13 protein-coding genes and 9 pseudogenes are annotated in these 18,583 nt (G+C 32.9%); 8 read left to right on the forward strand and 14 right to left on the reverse strand.

What is annotated here, in order from left to right:
• From O1Q06_RS01775 to O1Q06_RS01785, 3 genes are all read left to right on the forward strand, one after another.
• Entirely contained in the window at positions 1-888 is an 888-nt protein-coding gene (locus tag O1Q06_RS01775; protein ID WP_007302763.1) for a heme o synthase, read from the forward strand.
• Between the two features lie 175 nt (positions 889-1,063).
• The gene (gene rnhA / locus O1Q06_RS01780) at positions 1,064-1,501 is read left to right on the forward strand and encodes a ribonuclease HI (RefSeq protein WP_410542857.1); all 438 of its coding nucleotides are present in this window, start codon (positions 1,064-1,066) and stop codon (positions 1,499-1,501) included.
• Positions 1,494-4,427, forward strand: a complete 2,934-nt coding sequence (locus O1Q06_RS01785; RefSeq protein ID WP_410542858.1) for an AsmA-like C-terminal domain-containing protein — start codon at positions 1,494-1,496, stop codon at positions 4,425-4,427. Before rnhA ends, O1Q06_RS01785 begins: the two co-directional genes overlap by 8 nt.
• A 30-nt stretch (positions 4,428-4,457) precedes the next feature.
• Here O1Q06_RS01785 and O1Q06_RS01790 read toward each other — a convergent pair whose 3' ends face one another.
• The 7 genes and pseudogenes from O1Q06_RS01790 to O1Q06_RS01820 all read right to left on the reverse strand — a co-directional run.
• The gene (locus tag O1Q06_RS01790) at positions 4,458-4,871 is read right to left on the reverse strand and encodes a YqaA family protein (RefSeq protein WP_410543130.1); all 414 of its coding nucleotides are present in this window, start codon (positions 4,869-4,871) and stop codon (positions 4,458-4,460) included.
• The gene (gene cysS / locus O1Q06_RS01795; protein WP_410542859.1) at positions 4,840-6,234 is read right to left on the reverse strand and encodes a cysteine--tRNA ligase; all 1,395 of its coding nucleotides are present in this window, start codon (positions 6,232-6,234) and stop codon (positions 4,840-4,842) included. Before cysS ends, O1Q06_RS01790 begins: the two co-directional genes overlap by 32 nt.
• A complete protein-coding gene (locus O1Q06_RS01800; protein ID WP_007302767.1) occupies positions 6,227-6,883 on the reverse strand; it encodes an exopolysaccharide biosynthesis protein in 657 nt (218 codons plus the stop codon). Before O1Q06_RS01800 ends, cysS begins: the two co-directional genes overlap by 8 nt.
• An 84-nt stretch (positions 6,884-6,967) precedes the next feature.
• A pseudogene (locus O1Q06_RS01805) lies at positions 6,968-7,381 on the reverse strand (exopolysaccharide biosynthesis protein); the annotation flags it as partial.
• A 26-nt stretch (positions 7,382-7,407) separates the two neighbouring features.
• Positions 7,408-7,575 (reverse strand): annotated as a pseudogene (locus O1Q06_RS01810) (IS630 family transposase); the annotation flags it as partial.
• 6 nt (positions 7,576-7,581) lie between these two features.
• Complete coding sequence (locus O1Q06_RS01815) at positions 7,582-9,036, reverse strand: IS4 family transposase (RefSeq protein ID WP_410542423.1); 1,455 nt, start codon at positions 9,034-9,036, stop codon at positions 7,582-7,584.
• A 65-nt stretch (positions 9,037-9,101) separates the two neighbouring features.
• Positions 9,102-9,947 (reverse strand): annotated as a pseudogene (locus O1Q06_RS01820) (IS630-like element ISWpi10 family transposase); the annotation flags it as partial.
• Between the two features lie 94 nt (positions 9,948-10,041).
• Here O1Q06_RS01820 and O1Q06_RS01825 point away from each other — a divergent pair.
• On the forward strand, positions 10,042-10,308 hold the full coding sequence (locus tag O1Q06_RS01825; RefSeq protein WP_410543131.1) for a hypothetical protein: 267 nt from the start codon (positions 10,042-10,044) through the stop codon (positions 10,306-10,308).
• On the opposite strand, the pseudogene O1Q06_RS01830 reads toward O1Q06_RS01825, so the two are convergent.
• The 3 genes and pseudogenes from O1Q06_RS01830 to O1Q06_RS01840 all read right to left on the reverse strand — a co-directional run.
• A pseudogene (locus O1Q06_RS01830) lies at positions 10,271-10,480 on the reverse strand (transposase); the annotation flags it as partial. The gene O1Q06_RS01825 and the pseudogene O1Q06_RS01830 sit on opposite strands and share 38 nt — an antisense overlap.
• An 11-nt stretch (positions 10,481-10,491) precedes the next feature.
• Positions 10,492-10,834: pseudogene (locus O1Q06_RS01835) on the reverse strand (winged helix-turn-helix domain-containing protein); the annotation flags it as partial.
• A gap of 18 nt (positions 10,835-10,852) precedes the next feature.
• Positions 10,853-11,722, reverse strand: coding sequence for an IS982 family transposase (locus O1Q06_RS01840; protein WP_410542661.1), 870 nt, complete (start codon positions 11,720-11,722; stop codon positions 10,853-10,855).
• Between the two features lie 86 nt (positions 11,723-11,808).
• On the opposite strand from O1Q06_RS01840, the pseudogene O1Q06_RS01845 reads away from it, so the two are divergent.
• Both O1Q06_RS01845 and O1Q06_RS01850 read left to right on the forward strand, forming a co-directional pair.
• Positions 11,809-12,248: pseudogene (locus O1Q06_RS01845) on the forward strand (IS630 family transposase); the annotation flags it as partial.
• Between the two features lie 16 nt (positions 12,249-12,264).
• Positions 12,265-12,588 (forward strand): annotated as a pseudogene (locus tag O1Q06_RS01850) (transposase); the annotation flags it as partial.
• Here the strand turns inward: O1Q06_RS01850 and O1Q06_RS01855 are convergent.
• Positions 12,499-12,918 (reverse strand): annotated as a pseudogene (locus O1Q06_RS01855) (IS630 family transposase); the annotation flags it as partial. The pseudogenes O1Q06_RS01850 and O1Q06_RS01855 sit on opposite strands and share 90 nt — an antisense overlap.
• A gap of 29 nt (positions 12,919-12,947) precedes the next feature.
• On the opposite strand from O1Q06_RS01855, the pseudogene O1Q06_RS01860 reads away from it, so the two are divergent.
• Both O1Q06_RS01860 and O1Q06_RS01865 read left to right on the forward strand, forming a co-directional pair.
• A pseudogene (locus O1Q06_RS01860) lies at positions 12,948-13,838 on the forward strand (DMT family transporter).
• Between the two features lie 47 nt (positions 13,839-13,885).
• Positions 13,886-15,193 (forward strand): UDP-glucose dehydrogenase family protein, encoded by a 1,308-nt coding sequence (locus tag O1Q06_RS01865; RefSeq protein WP_410542860.1) that lies wholly within the window; start codon positions 13,886-13,888, stop codon positions 15,191-15,193.
• A 17-nt stretch (positions 15,194-15,210) separates the two neighbouring features.
• On the opposite strand, the gene O1Q06_RS01870 is transcribed toward O1Q06_RS01865, so the two are convergent.
• The 3 genes from O1Q06_RS01870 to O1Q06_RS01880 form a co-directional block, all read right to left on the reverse strand.
• A complete protein-coding gene (locus O1Q06_RS01870; protein ID WP_410542861.1) occupies positions 15,211-16,413 on the reverse strand; it encodes an MFS transporter in 1,203 nt (400 codons plus the stop codon).
• Positions 16,414-16,483: 70 nt separating this feature from the next.
• Positions 16,484-17,536 (reverse strand): threonine aldolase family protein, encoded by a 1,053-nt coding sequence (locus O1Q06_RS01875; protein ID WP_264377389.1) that lies wholly within the window; start codon positions 17,534-17,536, stop codon positions 16,484-16,486.
• On the reverse strand, positions 17,533-18,582 hold the full coding sequence (locus O1Q06_RS01880) for a GntG family PLP-dependent aldolase (RefSeq protein ID WP_338482831.1): 1,050 nt from the start codon (positions 18,580-18,582) through the stop codon (positions 17,533-17,535). Before O1Q06_RS01880 ends, O1Q06_RS01875 begins: the two co-directional genes overlap by 4 nt.
• Between the last annotated feature and the right edge of the window lies 1 nt (position 18,583).

Below are 18,583 nucleotides of genomic sequence, written 5' to 3' on the forward strand. Positions count from 1 at the left end.
GTGTATATAAGTGCTTTGTTAAACGTTGAATCGACAATATTGGACTTTTGGCATTTGCTGAAGCCAAGGATAATGTACCTTGTAGTGTTTACTGCAATTGCTGGAATGGTTGCTGCACCAGGTAGCATTCATCCTTTCCTTGCACTAATATCTCTTATGTGCATTGCTCTTGGTTCAGGATCTGCAGGTGCAATAAATATGTGGTATGACAGAGATATAGACTTGGTTATGGAGAGGACAAAAAATCGTCCTATACCTTCAGGTAGAGTTTTTGCAGAAAGCGCGCTTGAGTTTGGCATAACTATTGGAATATTGTCAGTATTTATCATGGCAATAGCAGTAAATTATATTTCTGCTGCTTTACTTGCAGTTAGCATATTATTTTACGTTTTCGTATATACAATTTGGCTAAAAAGGCGTACTCCGCAGAATATCGTTATCGGTGGTGCAGCAGGTGCTTTTCCTCCAATGATTGGCTGGGCGGTTGTAACTGACTCTGTAAGTTGGGAAAGTTTTATTCTATTTTTAATAATTTTTATGTGGACTCCACCACATTTTTGGGCTCTATCTTTAAATAGATCTGAGGACTATGTAAAAGCATCGATACCAATGTTTAATGTTATCCATGGACCGAAAAAGACAAGAAAACATATATTAATTTATAGTATATTGTTGGTATTAACTAGCTTACTCCCAGCACTATTTTTGAAAAAGTCATTATTCTACCTCAGTATGGCAATTATTGAAGGTTGCGTTTTTATTTGGTTTGCCATATCAGTTATAAGGCTTAAGAATCATAGCTCGCAGAAAAAAATGTTTTCTTACTCAATTTCTTATCTATTTTCTCTATTTGCTAGTATTATTTTTTGTTCTATTGACTTATTTTAACTATGAAAGAACATAAAAACTATCTTTTACTTTCTCTTCTAATAATGCTCGTTGTAGCACTTTTTTTTATTTCCATAATAAAGTTTAAAGATGTGGCTTAAATTGCCTCTATATCTATAAAAATAGTATTTTCATAGAGGTAACGGTATACTTTCATTCATTCACTACAGTAAAGATGAATAAAAAGGAAGTGACAATATATACAGATGGAGCATGCCTTGGTAACCCTGGTTTAGGGGGATGGGCAGCAATCATATTATTTCAAAATCATAGAAAGAACATCTGTGGTAGAGAAGAAAATACTACAAATAATAAAATGGAGTTAACAGCAGTGATCAATGGACTGAAGGTATTAAAATTTCCTTGTAATATTAGTTTGTATACGGATAGCCTCTATGTTAAATACGGTATAACAGAATGGATAAATAAGTGGAAAATGAACGGCTGGAAGACAAGTAATAAGAAGTCAGTAAAAAATATAGAATTATGGAAAGAATTAGATAATGCTGCTTTGCAACACGAAATTAATTGGAATTGGGTGAAAGCGCATAATGGTGACAAATACAATGAGGAAGCTGATATTCTAGCAAGAAAAGCAATAATCAATGCTTAAAAAAATTACTATATTATTTTCTATAATTTTATTATTTATATCCTGCTTCTTTATCTTTTTTAAAGGTGAGGGACCTCTAGAAATCAATATTAGTTATATTAATTTCTACATAAAGAAAAAAATATCAAAAATATTCGCCAATTCGGATGTCAGCATGGAGAGTACTTCGGTTATTTGGCATCAAGATGGCAAGCTAGTCATTACAGATTTAAAAATAACAAGTCCTGATTTTACAATAGAAGTTCCTGAGCTTTTCGTACACTTTAAGTTAAGTTCCAAAAAGTTCTCTCAGGTTTTAGCTGATAATGTACACATATATATCAAGAGGGAGGAGAGCAAAGAGATAACATCTGTAATGACAGAGAAGATGAGTAGTACAAAAAATCTGCTAAAGACAATAAGAAAATTTTTTTTCTACTTCAATGCAGACTCAAGGATTAAAATTACTAACATCGCTATCAATAAAAGCATGGAAGGTGAATTTTTTATTGATAAAGTATATGTAGGGAAGGGGGAAGATTTCAATGTTTTGGATATTCGTGTCCATACAAAAGAAGGTAAAGGGTTTCTAGATGATTTATCCATTACGATAAAAAACCGTAATAATTTACTAAATTTCTATGGAACATTCTATAACCTAAAGTTGGGGCTATTTAACGAATTTTCCACACTAGTTAAAAGTCACAATTTGGACAAAGAAATAGGATTCAAAGGAAACTTTTCAATTAGAATTAATGGAAAGGATGAAGTTGTGGACGGAAACATATACGTGTTAAATACAGAGAGTCACTCAGGTAAAAACTTAGCCTTGACTAATGTAAATGTAAATTTGACATATAGTGATGAAATCATTAGCATAAAAAACTTTCATTTTAAGTTAAATGATACTTACCTTTCTTTGATTGGCAAAATGAACTTTGGCACAAATCATGCTTTGCTTAGAGTTAATATTAGTAAACTTGTTGCAAAAGATTTATGTACTTATGTACCAGATGGTCTAGTGAACAATGAATTTAGAAAGTGGTATTGTAATAATATTGATGGGAATATTATAAATACAATTATAAGTTTTAACGGTAAAATCGATAGTTTAATAAATGATGATCTGTCAGGTATTGTAATTGTTGCTGATATAGAAAATGGCAGCGTTCAATTTGATGAGGATTTTGAACGAGTAGAGAACTTGAACGGTGAGTTAACTATCAAGGATAACAATCTCAAAATTATTGTAAATAGCGCTAAGTTCCAGAATTTCAATATTGATGGTGGCGAAATTGAGATGCAATCTCTCAATAAAGAGGATTCTGTTCTCACAATTAATGGTCAGGCTGTAAGTGATGCTTATGGGTTATATGAACCTATAAAATTTAAGCTGGATGATATGATGAAGATTGCAAGGGACAGTATAGGTGGAATAGCAAAATCTGTATTCAGTTTTCACATTTTTAATTTAAATGCTGATGATAAAAAAGTAGATTTTTTAGCCAAATTTCATTCTGAAATTGATAATTTTGTCGCGTATAATGGCAGTCTTGGTAAATATGAGATTAAGCTTGATTTCGGCGGAGATTTTATTGATTTAAATGGCAGTGGTATGGTAAATAATACACAGCTGCTATTTGACCTCAAAAGTAGCAATAAAAATGAAAATTTTGCCTGGAGTTTGACTGGAGATTTGCCTGCTCAAATACTTAATTTCGGTGATGGCTATATCAATGCAAATATAGAGTCAGTAATGTATAAAGACAAAACAGGGTATGTTAATGGTAATATAGATTTATCAGAGCTCGAGTTGCGTTCAAGCTACTTAGGGTGGAAAAACCATTTTGAAGATCACAATGAAGTTTTATTTTCTACAAGGCTAAAAGGAGTAGGTAAGTTACTAATAGATAAACTAGATGTTGTAGTAAATGATCTAGACATAAAATTTAGCGGAAGAGTAGAAAATGGAAATCTATATTTAAATTCTAGCAACTTTAAATTACCTGATAATAATTTTAGTATAGAAATTGAATCAGGTAAGGAGAAAAATTCCATAACTATTCACGGTGAGAAAATCAACTTAAGTGATGTGTTAGGTTTACTTGACAAAGATAGTAATCGATTAAATAACAAAATAGAAGTTACTATGAATGTTGATAATATAATTATGAAAGAAGGAATTATCATAAAAGATGCTAAGCTAAATGTAACTTGTGCTAAAGGTGATTGTAGTGGAAGTCAATTCACAGGACAGTTTTTAGAAGATAACAGTAATATACTAGTAGAACATAGTGAAATAGGGCTTGAAATATATTCGGATAATTCAGGTATGCTTTTGCGTTCTTTAGGTATTGGTAAATCAGTTAAAAATGGCAAATTATCTCTTTATCTATCTTCTAAGAGAGAAAATGGAGAACATTATGGTATGTTATCTATCAGCAATTTCTATATCAAAGATGCTCCGCTGCTTACCACTTTATTATCAATGTCTTCACTGCCTGGTATTGTAAATGCTATAAAGAACGAAGGTGTACATTTTTATAAGTGTAATGCACCTTTTTCATATAAAGATGGCACTGTTGAAATTGAAGAATCTTGGTTTGAAGGAGAGGAACTAGGCATTAGCACTAGTGGTACGCTCGATATTAAGGGTTATAAATTCCAGGTTGAAGGACAAGTAATACCGGCATACTCAATTAACAAATCTTTGTTGAAAATCCCTATAATCGGAAAACTTCTGACTGGTGGAAAGAGTAGGGGGATTATTTCAATAGACTACAAAGCAAATGGTGATGATAAAAACAACAACGTATCTGTTAATCCTATCTCTTCGCTAACCCCAAGCTTACTTAAGAGGTTATTAGGAGTATTTGATCGTATTATGACAAAAACTAATAAAAGCATTTTAAAAGGTAGTTTGAAGAAGAAATTTAGCTCAATATGACCAGAAGAAAAGTTGTTTATTGATGTTTAGTTAGATGGTAAACGTTAGATACAACAAACAGAGGAAGTTAGATAAAATAATTAAGGGAACAAGAATATAAAGGTTTAACTTGAAGTAACCGGATAAAATCTGAGTCACACTTCCAAGTGCTGGTACCCACGAAAGCAATGCAACTGCACAAATCAGTAGGTGCCTTACAATTTTTGGTGTTTTGTCTTCATTCTCTAATTTGTGATGTGATCTTCTGATAAAAATTGTTATTCTACCTAAATACCAGTTAGCTATTCCACCAAGAGTGGATCCTAATACTCCAAAAAGTAATATAAGTAGTTGATCGTAGTTTGACCTAAAGCATAACATAGTGTAAAGTACAAAACCTTGATGTATGGGTAAGATAAGCGATGATACTAGGCTATCTATAAACAATAGGAGATAATTTTCCATACCAAGTTGTTGTACCATCTTCGTTGTCAGAAATTGTAACCCCCATTTGTTCCAATTGCTCTCTTATTTTGTCTGCAGTATCATAATCTTTATTTTGTTTTGCTACTTTTCTTAAGTCTATCAACCTTTCTATTTCTTGATGACTCACACCACTTGCAAACCACTCTTGATAACTTGACTCAAGAATACCAATGAACCTTGCGCTTTTAACAAACTTCTTAGTTAATTTGAGCTTCTCATATTCATTACTTGTCTTATTGATTTCTGTAGCCATTTCATGCAATATGGCTACAGCTTCAGGAATGTTTAAATCGTTTTTCAAAGCCTCTATAAAATCTTTAGAGACTTCTGTATCACTTTCCTCAATACATGTACTACGTAATAACCGATAAAACTTGTTTAAAGTTTCTTGCGACTCAGAGATAACATTTTCTGTCCAATCAAGTGGTTTTCTGTAGTGAGTTTTAAGCAGCGCATAACGTATTACTTCACCCTTTATTCCACTATCTAACAAATCCCTTACTTTGACTATATTAAATAAGGATTTGCTCATTTTCTCTTCATTTACCGTAAGAAACCCGTTGTGTACCCAATATTTTGCAAACGTTGACTCAGCAAATGCAGATTTACTCTGTGCAATTTCATTCTCATGATGAGGAAATTGCAAGTCTATACCCCCACCGTGAATGTCAAAATCTTTGCCAAGGTAAGCATATGACATTGCTGAACATTCTATATGCCACCCTGGTCTTCCCTCTCCCCATGGACTATTCCAGTGACTTGAAAGTTTATAGTCAGTTTCGTTTGCAGGTTTCCAAAGTACGAAGTCTCCTGGGTGTTTTTTATTTTCACCAACTTCAACTCTACTACCGTAGTTTAATTCATCAATTTTTTTTCCTGATAAAACGCCGTATTCAGGGTAAGATTCTACACTAAAATATACATGTTTATTGGATTCATAAGCATGACCAGCTTGAAGCAAAGACTCAATTAACTTGATAATGTTATCTATGTTTTCCGTTGCTTTTGGTTCATATGTTGGTTCTGCACAATTTATGCTTTCCATGTCTTCATGAAAAGTTTTAGTGTAATATTTGCTAATACTTTCTATATTACTATTTTTCTCATTTGCTGCATTGATTATCTTGTCATCGATGTCGGTTATATTACGTACATAAGTAACTTTTCCATAACAAAATTTAAGCAGTCGAAATAATACATCGTAAACAACAATAGAACGTGCGTTACCTATATGTGCTGTATCATATACTGTTGGCCCACAAACGTACATTTTTATATGATCTTTATCGATCGGTGTAAAGGGCTCTTTTTTTTTTGTTAAAGTGTTGTAAAGCTTAACCATATACAAAGCTTTTTAGAAAAGAAAATGCTCCAAATATAAGCTGTGGTCCTTTAACTATTACGACAAGAGTAAGTAATAACCCACACAATGATACTAATACTCCCATTATAGAGAGAAATCCATCTTTGCTCATGATACCCAGTGAAATGAGAGTTGTACCAATTGCAGGAATGAAGTTAGTTAAAGGAAGTGGGATTGCTATCGATAATGCACAAAGCAGCATTATAAATGCTAAAATATTTTCACCAGGACCACGAAAAATGAAAGACATTCTTGGTTTCATGAACTTTTCTATTTTTTTTAATGTAGGTGAAGTTTTCTCTACCACGAGAGCTAGTGTTGAACGTTGAAAAGATTTCCTTTCTAGCCAATTAGGCATCCAAGGAGAATCAAACCCAAATAGAAGCTGCAGTGAAAATAAGATTAAAGGTATAGAAAGAATGGTTGTATAGCCAGGTGGAACAGGTATAGGTACTGATAGCGGTAAAGAGAAGATGATTATTAAAATACCAAAACCACGCTCATGTAAAGCTGTTTTAATATCAAATAATGTTACTTTATCATTATCGTTATTATTAGTATCTGCAACCTCTTTTAGAATATCAGAGGCCAATTTTTTATCTTCAGTCAATTTCACACTTTTTTCCATAGTTACCCTTTAATAACAATATAACTTCTAACTAACATAGTTATTGCTATATTTCAATATCGATTATTCATTTCATGCTGTACTTCATTCTTTTATTAAAGTGTTGTAAAGCTTTGAAGTTATAAGGCTTTTAAGAAGAGAAAGTGTTCCGGCTATAAGTTTTGGTCCTTTAACTATTACAATAAGGGTAACCAATAACGCACAGAATGAAACTAACACTCCTAACGTAGATAAAAATCCATCTTTACCCATAATGCCGAGTGAAATAAGAGTTATACCAATTGCAGGAAGGAAGTGAGTAAAAGGTAATGGAAGAGCTATTATTATTGCACAAAGCAACATCATAAAAGCTAGAATCTTTTCACCCGGACCAAGAAAAATAAAAGACATTCTTGGTTTCATGAACTTTTCTATTTTTTTTAATATAGGTGAAGTTTTCTCTACCACGAGAGCTAGTGTTGAACGTTGAAAAGATTTCCTTTCTAGCCAATTAGGCATCTACCGTCTTATACCAAATTCCATTACTAATCGAACAAATAAGAAACATTACAAACTCGTTTAATAGTAGCACTGGAAATACTGACAATAAAATTACACAGAACATCTTCAAGTAAGCCTATGGTATCGTAGACTCTGTTGCGTAAAGTATTGTGTTTGATATATTGCCACAACCTCTCAACAGGATTCAGTTCTCACTTTTACCCACAACTTTGAGAGGTCATTATGCGAAGCATAACCATGCTTTCCCTGAGGTTTTCATAACCACGCCATAGAGTCATAGTTCCTGGTAAATTATCACTTTTTCTATTCATAAATCCACCTAATTTTCCTAACCAAATAATAGCTTGTTTTATGTTTGGAGGTTCTTCTGGCAATTTGGCTACTTTATGCTCACGTATGTAAAGGGTTTTCCACTCTTCATTACTTAAAACCTTAGTACAAACCTCCATAGGATTCGATAAAGCGATTTTTGTTAAATATAAAATATTAAATGCAATAATGCTCTTTATAGCGATTAATTTCTCTAATCTTTCTTTTGTAGCTAAACGAGAGCTTTCTACCTTACATCCTGATTTTAAAATCCTAAAATACTCCTCGATTTTCCATCTTAGCTTATACCAATTTATCCTTTCTATAGCATCTAAAGTGCTATTAACTGGTACATTAGTCAGCAAAGTCCAATCAATAGCTTCTACTCTTTCAGGAGGATTTGTTTCTTTGGCACTTACTACATATATAGCGATTTTATCACTTATTTTATGCTCTGTATCTTTCGATCCATAAATGTAAGGAGATCTGATAGGTATATAGCCTTTCATATACCTGACTTCAATGTTAGCTTTTCTTGAGATCTGGTATTTATTTTCAGCAACATTCAAGACAATTTCCTTTTTTACAGGCAGTTGAGTTATACGTGTTTGCAAATCCGTTTTTCCCCCTTCAATACAGATGAATTTCCTATTAGTTCGGTTGCGGATTACATAAAAACTGTCCAATGATTCAACAGTCCATAAAAACTTAAAAATATCTGCTTCCCTATCACCAATAGTAACAAGCTGTACACCTTCTGCGAGGTTATTTAGGGTTTCTTTTAGTGCCGCTATCCACTTATAGCTTTCTTTCTCCTTTATAGCAGTACGGTATTTCCTGTTTGCTTTTTCTTGGGCTGTTTCTTCCCTGATAGAACGTGCCCAACACTGTTGAGAAGATAGCCCTAAAGGTAATCCGTCTTTGTTAACCATTAAGTTACTGTGCAATAACAAACCCTTTTTATATTTTGTATAGGCTTTAGAAATACTACCTAGACCCTTAGTCTTTATATGAGAGTCAAAATCCAAATAACTTGTATCTTGAACTGAAAATACCAGCTCATTTCCTTTTATCCTTTCCATAGTTTCTTTATAATGGGAAGAATAAATTTCCTTAGCTTCAAGCTTCTCATTGCTAAATAATCTGTATGCACCTTTAGCTTCTTTCCATCCTACACAGCTTTGACTAATTGACCCAGACGCCTTATTCTCTATTAAATAGCTTGTTTTAATAAGTCTTGTATTAAGCCTTACATCTCCCAGATTAACATGTCTCAACTCTTTTTCTAGCCATTTATCTCCTAAGCCATCAGCACATTGTACATTTCTATTTACTTCACACATTTTTACCTCATCTTAAGTATATTTTTCTCTATCTTACTTGCTTTTTATACTTGTGGGTAAAAGTGAGGATTCAGTTCTGGTGAATAAGGAGGCAAGTATATAATGGTAATGTTTTTCTGAATTTTCAAACTTTTTGATCTATGCCAGCCTGCACAATCCATTACAAGAAAGGCTTTTTTCGTGCCTAAATCTTTCGACATCTGCTCCAGAAATATATTCATACAATCAGTGTTTACATATGGAGCAAGTAGGCTAATTTTCTTACCACTTCTTGGATTTACCGCACTGTAGATATAGAAATTTTGTCTACCAATTTTCATTTAACCTGCGTTCTGACCCCTTTTTTAAACCATCCGTGTCCGATTTTTGAATGAGTTCCAAATCGTGATTCATCAAAAAAATACCTCCTTTTCAGGGTGGGAATTGACTATTTTATTGAAGTATTTTTTAAACTCTTCTTGCTTGTTTTTATCTTGTTTATGGTGAATTGGCCTCGGTGTTATATAAGAAAACTTCATCCTTTGTATCTCACGATGCACTGTTGATTTGCTAATGTTTAGGCCAAATTCCTCTGAGATTTTTATTTGCACTTCCTTAATAGTAATATTTGGATTTCTTTCTACCCATATTTCAATTTGCTCACGTTGATTTTTGTTTAATTTGCTTTTTCTTCGCCGCTGAGAAGGGGAAAATAATTTTTCTACTCTACCAAATTTTAGATGCTTTATCCATTCAGTCAAAGCAGTCCTTAAAATTTTACATATTCTTGCCACAGCGCTTATACTACTTTCTTTTCCTGCTATCACCGCTTGTAACTTTTTTGAAACATATGCGTTATTTCTGACCTTTTTTAACATTTCTTTCGCCAAATTTACAACTTTTTCGTCTAACAGTTTTGACCTTAATGCCATTTATACCTCTCTATTTTATCTACTCTAGTATCACTTCTTTCCCATTATTGTCTATCTGTTCTTTACATAGTGGGAATTGGTATCAGTTCATGATATGTTCTATCCAGTTTTATCATCAACATTGACTAAATTAGCAGTGTTTTTCCCTCTGTTACTCTGGCCCGATACAATCGGTAAATTTATGCAGTGCATACCAATTACAATAATTCTAACTTTAACTGGATTGCTAATTATGGCTTTGGTTTTTATACCAACACTTGGTGCAATATTTGGTAAACCTTCAATAACTTCAAAAAAAGAAATAATAATACCAATTCTCATTATTAATGAACCAAATAAGAAGCATAGCAGAGTTGTTTAACCGTGGAAGGGGAAAGAGAGGTAATAAATTTACACAAAGCGCATTCAAGCAGAACAATTGTATTGTAGATTTTATTGCGTAAAATGTTCTGTTTTATATATAACCAAAACCTCTCAACAGGATTGAGTTCAGGTGAGTATGGTGGTAGGTATATAATTTCGATATTTTTAGGTGCCTTCCATTTCTGGGATTAACTGCACTATAGAGATAAAAATTTTCCCTACCTAATTTTACCTTAACCTGTGTCCTACTGCCTTTTTTAAACCACCCATGTCCAACTTTTGAATGTGTACCAAACCGTGATTCATCGAAGAAAAATAGTTCTTTTTCAGAATGCATGACAATAGTTTCATTGAGGTTTTTTTTTAAACTCCTCTTGCTTGTTTTTATCTTGTCCACTATGAACTGGTCTTGGTGTGATATATGAGAATTTCATTCTTTGCATATTACGATGTATTGCGGATTTGCTGATATTCAAACCAAATCTTTCTTGGATTCTTATTCTCATTTCTCTAATAGTAATATTGATAACGCTAATTCTGGATTAAGGAAGGAAGAAAGTATAGGAAATGGAAGGCTTTTTGGATTTCAAGGAATAGGAAATGAGAGTAGAAAAGATGTGAACCAAGAAATTAACGGGAGATCTATGGCGAGTATGTTCAATTTCAAGTCTATTTTTGAGGTAGCCAAAAATCGTCTCAATGATCGACCTTTTTCTCAGCAAAATCTTTTCATGTAGTGAAATTAATGCGTTTTTCATCCCCTTTTTCACCTTGGTAACAAGTTTCAAACCGCGGTTAAACAACTCTTGGAAAAGCTCTTTTTTAATATAGCCTTTATCACCAAACAAAAGACCGGTTAATTTCTTAGTTAGGTTTGCTACAGGCTCTCTATCGTCAACATTACCTCTTGTAAGCGTAAAAGCTTGAATTTCACCTTTCTCGTTAATTATCAAATGTAGTTTAAAGCCGAAAAACCAGCCATATGTACTCTTGCTTAATTTTGCAATTCCAGCAAAAACCTTATTTCTTGATATTCTTTTTGCATGGCAAACTGCAATAGGAGTTGTATCTATGTATGAGATTCCAGTAAGTTCTGACCATCCGCAAAGGCACTGTAATAGCATGGCTAAATGCCACAAAACCCTGGACTTTAGAGCAACAAACCTAGTGTATGAAGGCAACTTCGAAAACTCTGATTTGTAGAGCAATGTTAGGTAATGCAGGTAGAAAGCCTTAAAATTTTCACAGGGAGATTGCTGATACAGGAGGATTATTGTGATAATTTCCGAATGTGTAATTTCTGGCACTCTTGTGGGTTTTTTACCGTTTGGCAGTAGTTTATCTGCAAAATTTTTCTCTATATCTCTGCAAAAATCATCGACCAGACAAAACAGTTTTGTTATATCTTCCATGGGTAACCTCATCTATTTTTTTCTATTTGTTGAGTTTACCCTACTCTCCTGACTTTTCTATTCTCTTTTTAATCCAGAATTAGCGTTTTAAAAAAGGCAGTAGGACACAGGTTAAGGTAAAATTAGGTAGGAAAATTTTTATCTCTATAGTGCAGTTAATCCCAGAAATGGAGAGAATTTTAGCTTATTTGCACCAAACGTCAACACTGATTGTATAAATATATTCCTTGAACAGATGTCGCAATATTTAGGAATACGAAAGGCTTTTCTCGTGATGGATTGCGCTAGTTGGCATAAGTCAAAAAATTTAAAGGCACCTAAAAATATCGAAATTATATACCTACCACCATACTCACCTGAACTCAATCCTGTTGAGAGGTTTTGGTTATATATAAAACAGAACATTTTACGCAATAAAATCTACGATACAATTGTTCTGCTTGAATGCGCTTTGTGTAAATTTATTACCTCTCTTTCCCCTTCCACGGTTAAACAACTCTGCTATGCTTCTTATTTGGTTCATTAATAATGAGAATTAGTATAAGAAATTAACCGGTCTTTTGTTTGGTGATAAAGGCTATATTAAAAAAGAGCTTTTCCAAGAGTTGTTTAACCGCGGTTTGAAACTTGTTACCAAGGTGAAAAAGGGGATGAAAAACGCATTAATTTCACTACATGAAAAGATTTTGCTGAGAAAAAGGTCGATCATTGAGACGATTTTTGGCTACCTCAAAAATAGACTTGAAATTGAACATACTCGCCATAGATCTCCCGTTAATTTCTTGGTTCACATCTTTTCTACTCTCATTTCCTATTCCTTGAAATCCAAAAAGCCTTCCATTTCCTATACTTTCTTCCTTCCTTAATCCAGAATTAGCGTTAATAGTAATATTGGGGTTTTCCTCTATCCACAACTCAATTCGTTCAAGTTGACTTTGGTTCAATATAGTTTTTCTACGGCGTTGAGGTGGAGCAAATAATTTTTCTTCTCTTCCAAATTTTATGTGCTTTATCCATGTAGTAATTGCCTTTCTCGAAATGCAACATATTTTTGCTACAGCTGTTATACTGTGCTTTTTTGCTGCAATTACAGCATTTAGTTTTTTTGCAACATACGCATTATTTCTTACTCTCTTCAGCATCTCTTTTGCTGATTTCACCACTTTTTCATCCAATAATTTTGATCTTAATGCCATCTAAACCTCGCTATTTTACTTACTTCAGTATGGCTTTTTTCCATTATTTTCTATTCGTTGCTTGTATAGCGGGAATTGGTATTAGTAGTGTAGCTAATGATACTATATCAAAATATCTAAGTTTACATCTTCAGAGTTTTGAAATAATTTTTTCCGCTTTCTGTTTACCACTATTACCCTTGTACCTTTTATGTTTTACTATGGAATAGAAACTTTTAAAACAAGTCAAATATCTACTCAAATAACCAGGGGTGGATTGTTGTTTTGTGGAATGACCTTATGGACTTACGGGTTGACTGTTTTCCCCATAGTAACTGCAACGATTATAAGTTTTTCTATACCATTATTTGTTATACTTCTTGCAATCCCTTTGCTAAACGAAAATATAATTTGGCAAAGATGGATAGTAACTGTTATTGGCTTTGTTGGTATTGCTATTACTACCAAAGCTATAGTGAAGATTTTAATCCTAAAATCTTATTTTTATTGTATCTGCATTGATCTTTGCTATATTAGATATACTTAATAAGAAACTTGTAATAAAAGAGTCAGTAATAAGTATGTCATTTTATTCAGCTCTAACGACAACTATTTTTTCTACTCCACCTTTGTTATTTTATTGGCATATGCCTTCCTTGTTGGAATTAGTATTACTGCTGATTTTGGGAATTAATTCAAATCTAATTTTGCTCTTTATGTTAAAAGCTTTTACTCTTACTGATGCTACTGCACTTGCACCTTATAGATACATAGAGCTAATAATTTCTGCAATAGTAACATACGTTATATTTAATGAATTACCTGATAAAAGTGCTTTATATGGTACTTTGATATTAATACCATCAACCTTATTTATAGCTTATTCGGAAGGTAAGGCAATTAAGAAAAATAATGTAACAACAAAAGTTTATAATTGTTAATGGTATTTATTCTAGATGCTAAGCTATATTTTTAAGGTGATAATAAAATGCACATAACTATTATAGGAGTAGGGTATGTAGGCTTAGTATCTGGTACAATGTTATCAGAACAGGGCCATAAAGTTGATTGCATTGACATAAATACTAAGAAAATTGAACTTTTGAAATCAGGGAAAATTCCCTTATATGAACCTGGATTAGCAGATTATTTAGAGAATAATATAAAGTCACAAAGGATAAGATTTTTCGATTCGTATTTTCAAACAAATCCCAATACAGAAGTAGTATTTATAACTGTAGATACTCCATCAGACTCCCTAGGAAATGCAAATTTAAAGAATGTATATAATGCAGTAAGTGAAGTTTCTGAGAGAGTTAATCAAGATTGCTTAATAGTGATAAAGTCAACTGTTCCTCCTGGTACTGCAGAAAATATATATAATTATTTATCTAATAAGGGCTATAACTTTGATTTGGGGGTTAATCCAGAGTTTCTCAAGCAAGGCTCTGCAGTATTAGATTTTTTATACCCAGATAGGATAATAATAGGAGTAAAAACTAAGCTAGCTAGGGCAAAACTAGAAGTTATATATAAATCATTTATAGATAAGAATATTCCGTTAATAGTCACTGATACAGTTACTGCTGAAATGATTAAATATGCTTCTAATGCTTTTCTAGCAACAAAGGTTGCTTTTATCAATGAGATGGCAGGTTTATGTGAGCTATTAGGAGCAGACATTGACCTTTTAGCTAACAGTATGGGAATGGACCATAGAATAGGTAAGGAATTTCTCAAAGCTGGTCCAGGATTTGGAGGATCATGTTTTCCTAAAGATTTGTCAGCTTTAATAAGGCTTGCTGAAGATCACAATGTCAAGCTACAAATTTTAAATTCAGTTAAGGAATCTAACTATAATCATATAACAAACATTGCTAAAAAGGTAGAATATGTATTAAATGGAGTCCAAAATAAAAAAATAGCAATATGGGGGCTAACTTTTAAGTCTGGTACTGATGATGTAAGAAATAGCCCAGCTATAGATATTGCACAATTGTTAGCGAATAACAAGGCTAAAATTACTGCATATGACCCAATGGGGATGGATAATGCTAGGCAAGTTCTAAAGGATATAGAATACGCGGACAATGCTATAGGGGCTGCAAGGGACGCGGAAGCCTTGTTATTGTTAACGGAGTGGAAAGAATTTAAAAATCAAGATTTTGCAAGTTTAAAGAGTATTATGGCTGCACCTAATGTTTTTGATTTCCGTAATTTATTAGATAGCGAGCTATTACTAAGATATGGTTACCATGTTTATTCCTTGGGTAAAAAGTCTATCTACAAAGTTTAACTGTTGAGAAATTTTTTTTACACCGCTTTACTTAGTTTTTTTAGATCTTTGCTTGATAGTATGGAAAAGCAAACGAGTGCAACAACAGAGCAGATGGAAAAAAATGAAAACATAATACTGTTACCACAGTGCTTAACAAGTACTCCTAAGAGCACGCATGAAAATATTGAACTTGCAATATACCCAAATAATCCTGTTAAGCTTACAATTGCACATACATTATTTTGTGGAGCAATTTCTACAGCTATAACACCTGTCAGTACTTGCACTCCAAATATAAAGAATCCTGATAAGATTGCACCAAGGTTCATAAGAATTATGTTTTGACCAAAGTTCATTGCAATAAAAGTGAGTGCTATACCCAACATATAAAGTGATGCCAGCAAGCTTCTATTTTGAAAGAAGTACATATCACTAATTCTTCCTGTGATTAAAGTTCCAAGGATTCCACCTAAATCATATACGCCTGTTATTAGTGAGGATTGTACAAGAGAAATTTGTAATTTATTCTTTAAAATTATAGGAAACCAAAAGAAGATTCCCATTTTTATAATATAAGCACAAAAAGTAGCACAACATAGAAACCATATGGAACTTGTTACCTTGATACCTATTTGAGATTTCTGCACCTTATAATAGGTAGTAAAGTTGGCACTTTCTTTGTAATATGCCTTTAATATTATATAAATTCCAAAAAGTAAGCATAAGAAACCAGAGTACAAAAATGCACTTTTTGCATCATATATTTTAATTATACTTGGTAATACAATTAAAGTAATACAAGAACCAAGTTGCTGAGATGCGCTCATAACTCCCCATGATGATGCAATTGAAGAGATGCTAGAGTTTGTAACTATAAACTTGGTAATAGCTGGCCAACCTAACCCTTGTGTCCAAGCTAATAATATTAATGTTAACAGTAATAAAGTTAGATTATTATATGATAAAGTTATACCAATGGTTAATAATCCAGTTGCAATATTGCATAGCCCAAACATAAATAATGGATTATTTTTGGAGTCCATGATTATTCCATTAACAAATTTTGATACTCCATAAAAAAAAGAAAAGCAGGCAAAAAAATAGCTTAATTTTACATGGTCAGTATCTATTAACAGTGGTAGAGCAATTGGTATACTTTGTCTTGATAAATAAAGCAGCATATATCCACAGAAGAATAGTAAATATTGAAAGAAGACAAATTTCACACCTATTCCCAAATAGCTCTATGCAGATGCTAGAATAATACTATATTGGTATAATATTGTTTGACAAGAAGTTTGCAAACAATTAGTGCAGAAAATTACTTAGTATCTTTCTTATAGCAGATACAGTAGTATTAATATCTTCATAGCTTATATCTCTATGTGTTATAGCTCTGATTTTACCTTTGATGTTAGCCATTCTAATTCCATAATTTGTCATTAGTACGTTTATTAATTCTTGAGTAGATATACAATTAGTACGTAATGAAAAATACGCTATATTAGTTTTATACAGGTCGATATCAATTATAACTTGATCTATGGAGTCTAGGCCTTCTATAAGGTGCTGCATTTTTTTATGATCTTCTTCTAAAGAATTTACATTATTACGTAGAGCATATAAACATGCAGCTGAAATAATGCCAGCTTGGTGCATACCTCCGCCAATTTGAAACTTATAGTACCAAGCTTTTTCAATAAACTCTTCACTTCCAAGCAATATTGCGCCCATTGGAGCACCTAATCCTTTACTAAAATCAATAAATACCGAATCAAAATAACTTGCATACTCCTTTGGAGATATTTTAGTATGAGCACAAGCGTTGAACAGTCTTGCTCCATCTAAATGAGTGAATACGTCATTCTCTTTGCAGAGACTTGAGATCTCTTGAATATATTCTAAAGGCCACACAGCTCCACCACCAAAATTTGTCGTTTGTTCGATAGAAACAAGCCCAACTCTCGGAATATTTCTTAAACTAGGACGAGTAATAAACTCAACAATTTGTTCTCCAGTAAATATTCCTCTCGTACCTTTGATGGGCAAAGGAGTGGCATGTGCCTGGGCTGCGATCAAGCCAGATTGTACTATGAGTGGATGTGAAGTTTCATCAAGCAGCAAGTAATCACCAGGTCTTTGAATGTGTACTTTATAAGCAATTACATTGGACATCGTTCCTGAAATCAAAAAGATTCCTGCAGGTTTACCTAATATTTTACATGCGGTTGCCACTAATTCGTTCACAGTTGGATCTTCACATGCAGCTTCGTTTCCAACTTTTGCTTTAGCCATCGCTTCCCTCATTTTAGCTGAAGGGTCAGTGTTTGAATCGCTAAAGAAATCTATTTTTACTCTCATATTAAATTTAACACAACCTCCTTTATAATTTCAGCAGCTTTCATGATGTCTGTTTCCTTTGTGCCAAGATGGGTAACTGCTCTTATATGAGACTCGAGCCAAGGAAAAAGCAATAAACCATAAGCTTGGCACTTACTCAAGAAAACCTCATTAGTTACATTTAGTGCTTTTATACTAAAGCTTACTATATTAGTTTCTGGATAAGGTAGTACCAGTTTTATATGTGGAATTTCTTTAATCTTATCTGCAAGTAATTTAGCGAGCTTATTATCTTCTTTAAGCCTAGAGATATTATTCTGTAGTACGTATTTTGCTGCATTAGCACAATACCCTATCTGATGATAACCACTACCTAGCCAAACCTGTAGCTTTTTAGCCCTTTCAATTATCTCTCTTTTACCCATAAGCATTGAACCAAAAGGAGCGCCAAGTCCTTTAGTAAAAGAAAAGCTCATTGTATCCACATATTTAGCATAATCTGCTAAAGCAATATTTGTTTCGATATGAGCATTAAATATTCTTGCACCGTCTAAATGAAGATTTACATTGTGAGCTTTTAAAAAGTGATATAACTCGACTTGTTTTTCAAAAGGATAAATTTTACCATTAAACCCATTTATACTATTTTCTATAGAAACAAGACTCACCTGAGCAAAAATTTTATACCTCGGCTTAGAATTAATAGCATATTCTACTTCATCAACATCTAAGATTCCGCTATTATTTCTAATACAATTAAATACGATATTATTTACTTTTGCATTGCCTGCACTATCGAAAAAATTAATGTGATAATTATAATTAGTTATTAGTTCATCACCAGGACTTGTTTGACTGGCAATGGCTAATCTATTTGCAAGCATACCGCTGGTTACAAATAATGCTTCTTCTACTTTGAATAATTGTTTGCAATATTCTGATAAGTCATTACAGCTTTTGTCTTCACCATAAGCAAAATCTCCAACTGTTGCATTACTTATTGCATGTATAACGTTGGAGCTCTGCAGAGTTGTAGTGTCACTTCTCAGATCAATAATTTTTTCCATC

Source organism: Wolbachia endosymbiont of Tetranychus urticae, from assembly GCF_046529255.1.
Classification (GTDB): Bacteria; Pseudomonadota; Alphaproteobacteria; order Rickettsiales; family Anaplasmataceae; genus Wolbachia.

Bases quoted from the DNA above. Each gene is read 5' to 3' on its own strand.
- rnhA (WP_410542857.1), top strand. From the start codon at position 1,064: ATGAATAAAAAGGAAGTGACAATATATACAGATGGAGCATGCCTTGGT.
- O1Q06_RS01785 (WP_410542858.1), top strand. From the start codon at position 1,494: ATGCTTAAAAAAATTACTATATTATTTTCTATAATTTTATTATTTATA.
- O1Q06_RS01790 (WP_410543130.1), bottom strand. From the start codon at position 4,871: ATGGAAAATTATCTCCTATTGTTTATAGATAGCCTAGTATCATCGCTT.
- cysS (WP_410542859.1), bottom strand. From the start codon at position 6,234: ATGGTTAAGCTTTACAACACTTTAACAAAAAAAAAAGAGCCCTTTACA.
- O1Q06_RS01800 (WP_007302767.1), bottom strand. From the start codon at position 6,883: ATGGAAAAAAGTGTGAAATTGACTGAAGATAAAAAATTGGCCTCTGAT.
- O1Q06_RS01815 (WP_410542423.1), bottom strand. From the start codon at position 9,036: ATGTGTGAAGTAAATAGAAATGTACAATGTGCTGATGGCTTAGGAGAT.
- O1Q06_RS01825 (WP_410543131.1), top strand. From the start codon at position 10,042: ATGTTCTATCCAGTTTTATCATCAACATTGACTAAATTAGCAGTGTTT.
- O1Q06_RS01840 (WP_410542661.1), bottom strand. From the start codon at position 11,722: ATGGAAGATATAACAAAACTGTTTTGTCTGGTCGATGATTTTTGCAGA.
- O1Q06_RS01865 (WP_410542860.1), top strand. From the start codon at position 13,886: ATGCACATAACTATTATAGGAGTAGGGTATGTAGGCTTAGTATCTGGT.
- O1Q06_RS01875 (WP_264377389.1), bottom strand. From the start codon at position 17,536: ATGAGAGTAAAAATAGATTTCTTTAGCGATTCAAACACTGACCCTTCA.
- O1Q06_RS01880 (WP_338482831.1), bottom strand. From the start codon at position 18,582: ATGGAAAAAATTATTGATCTGAGAAGTGACACTACAACTCTGCAGAGC.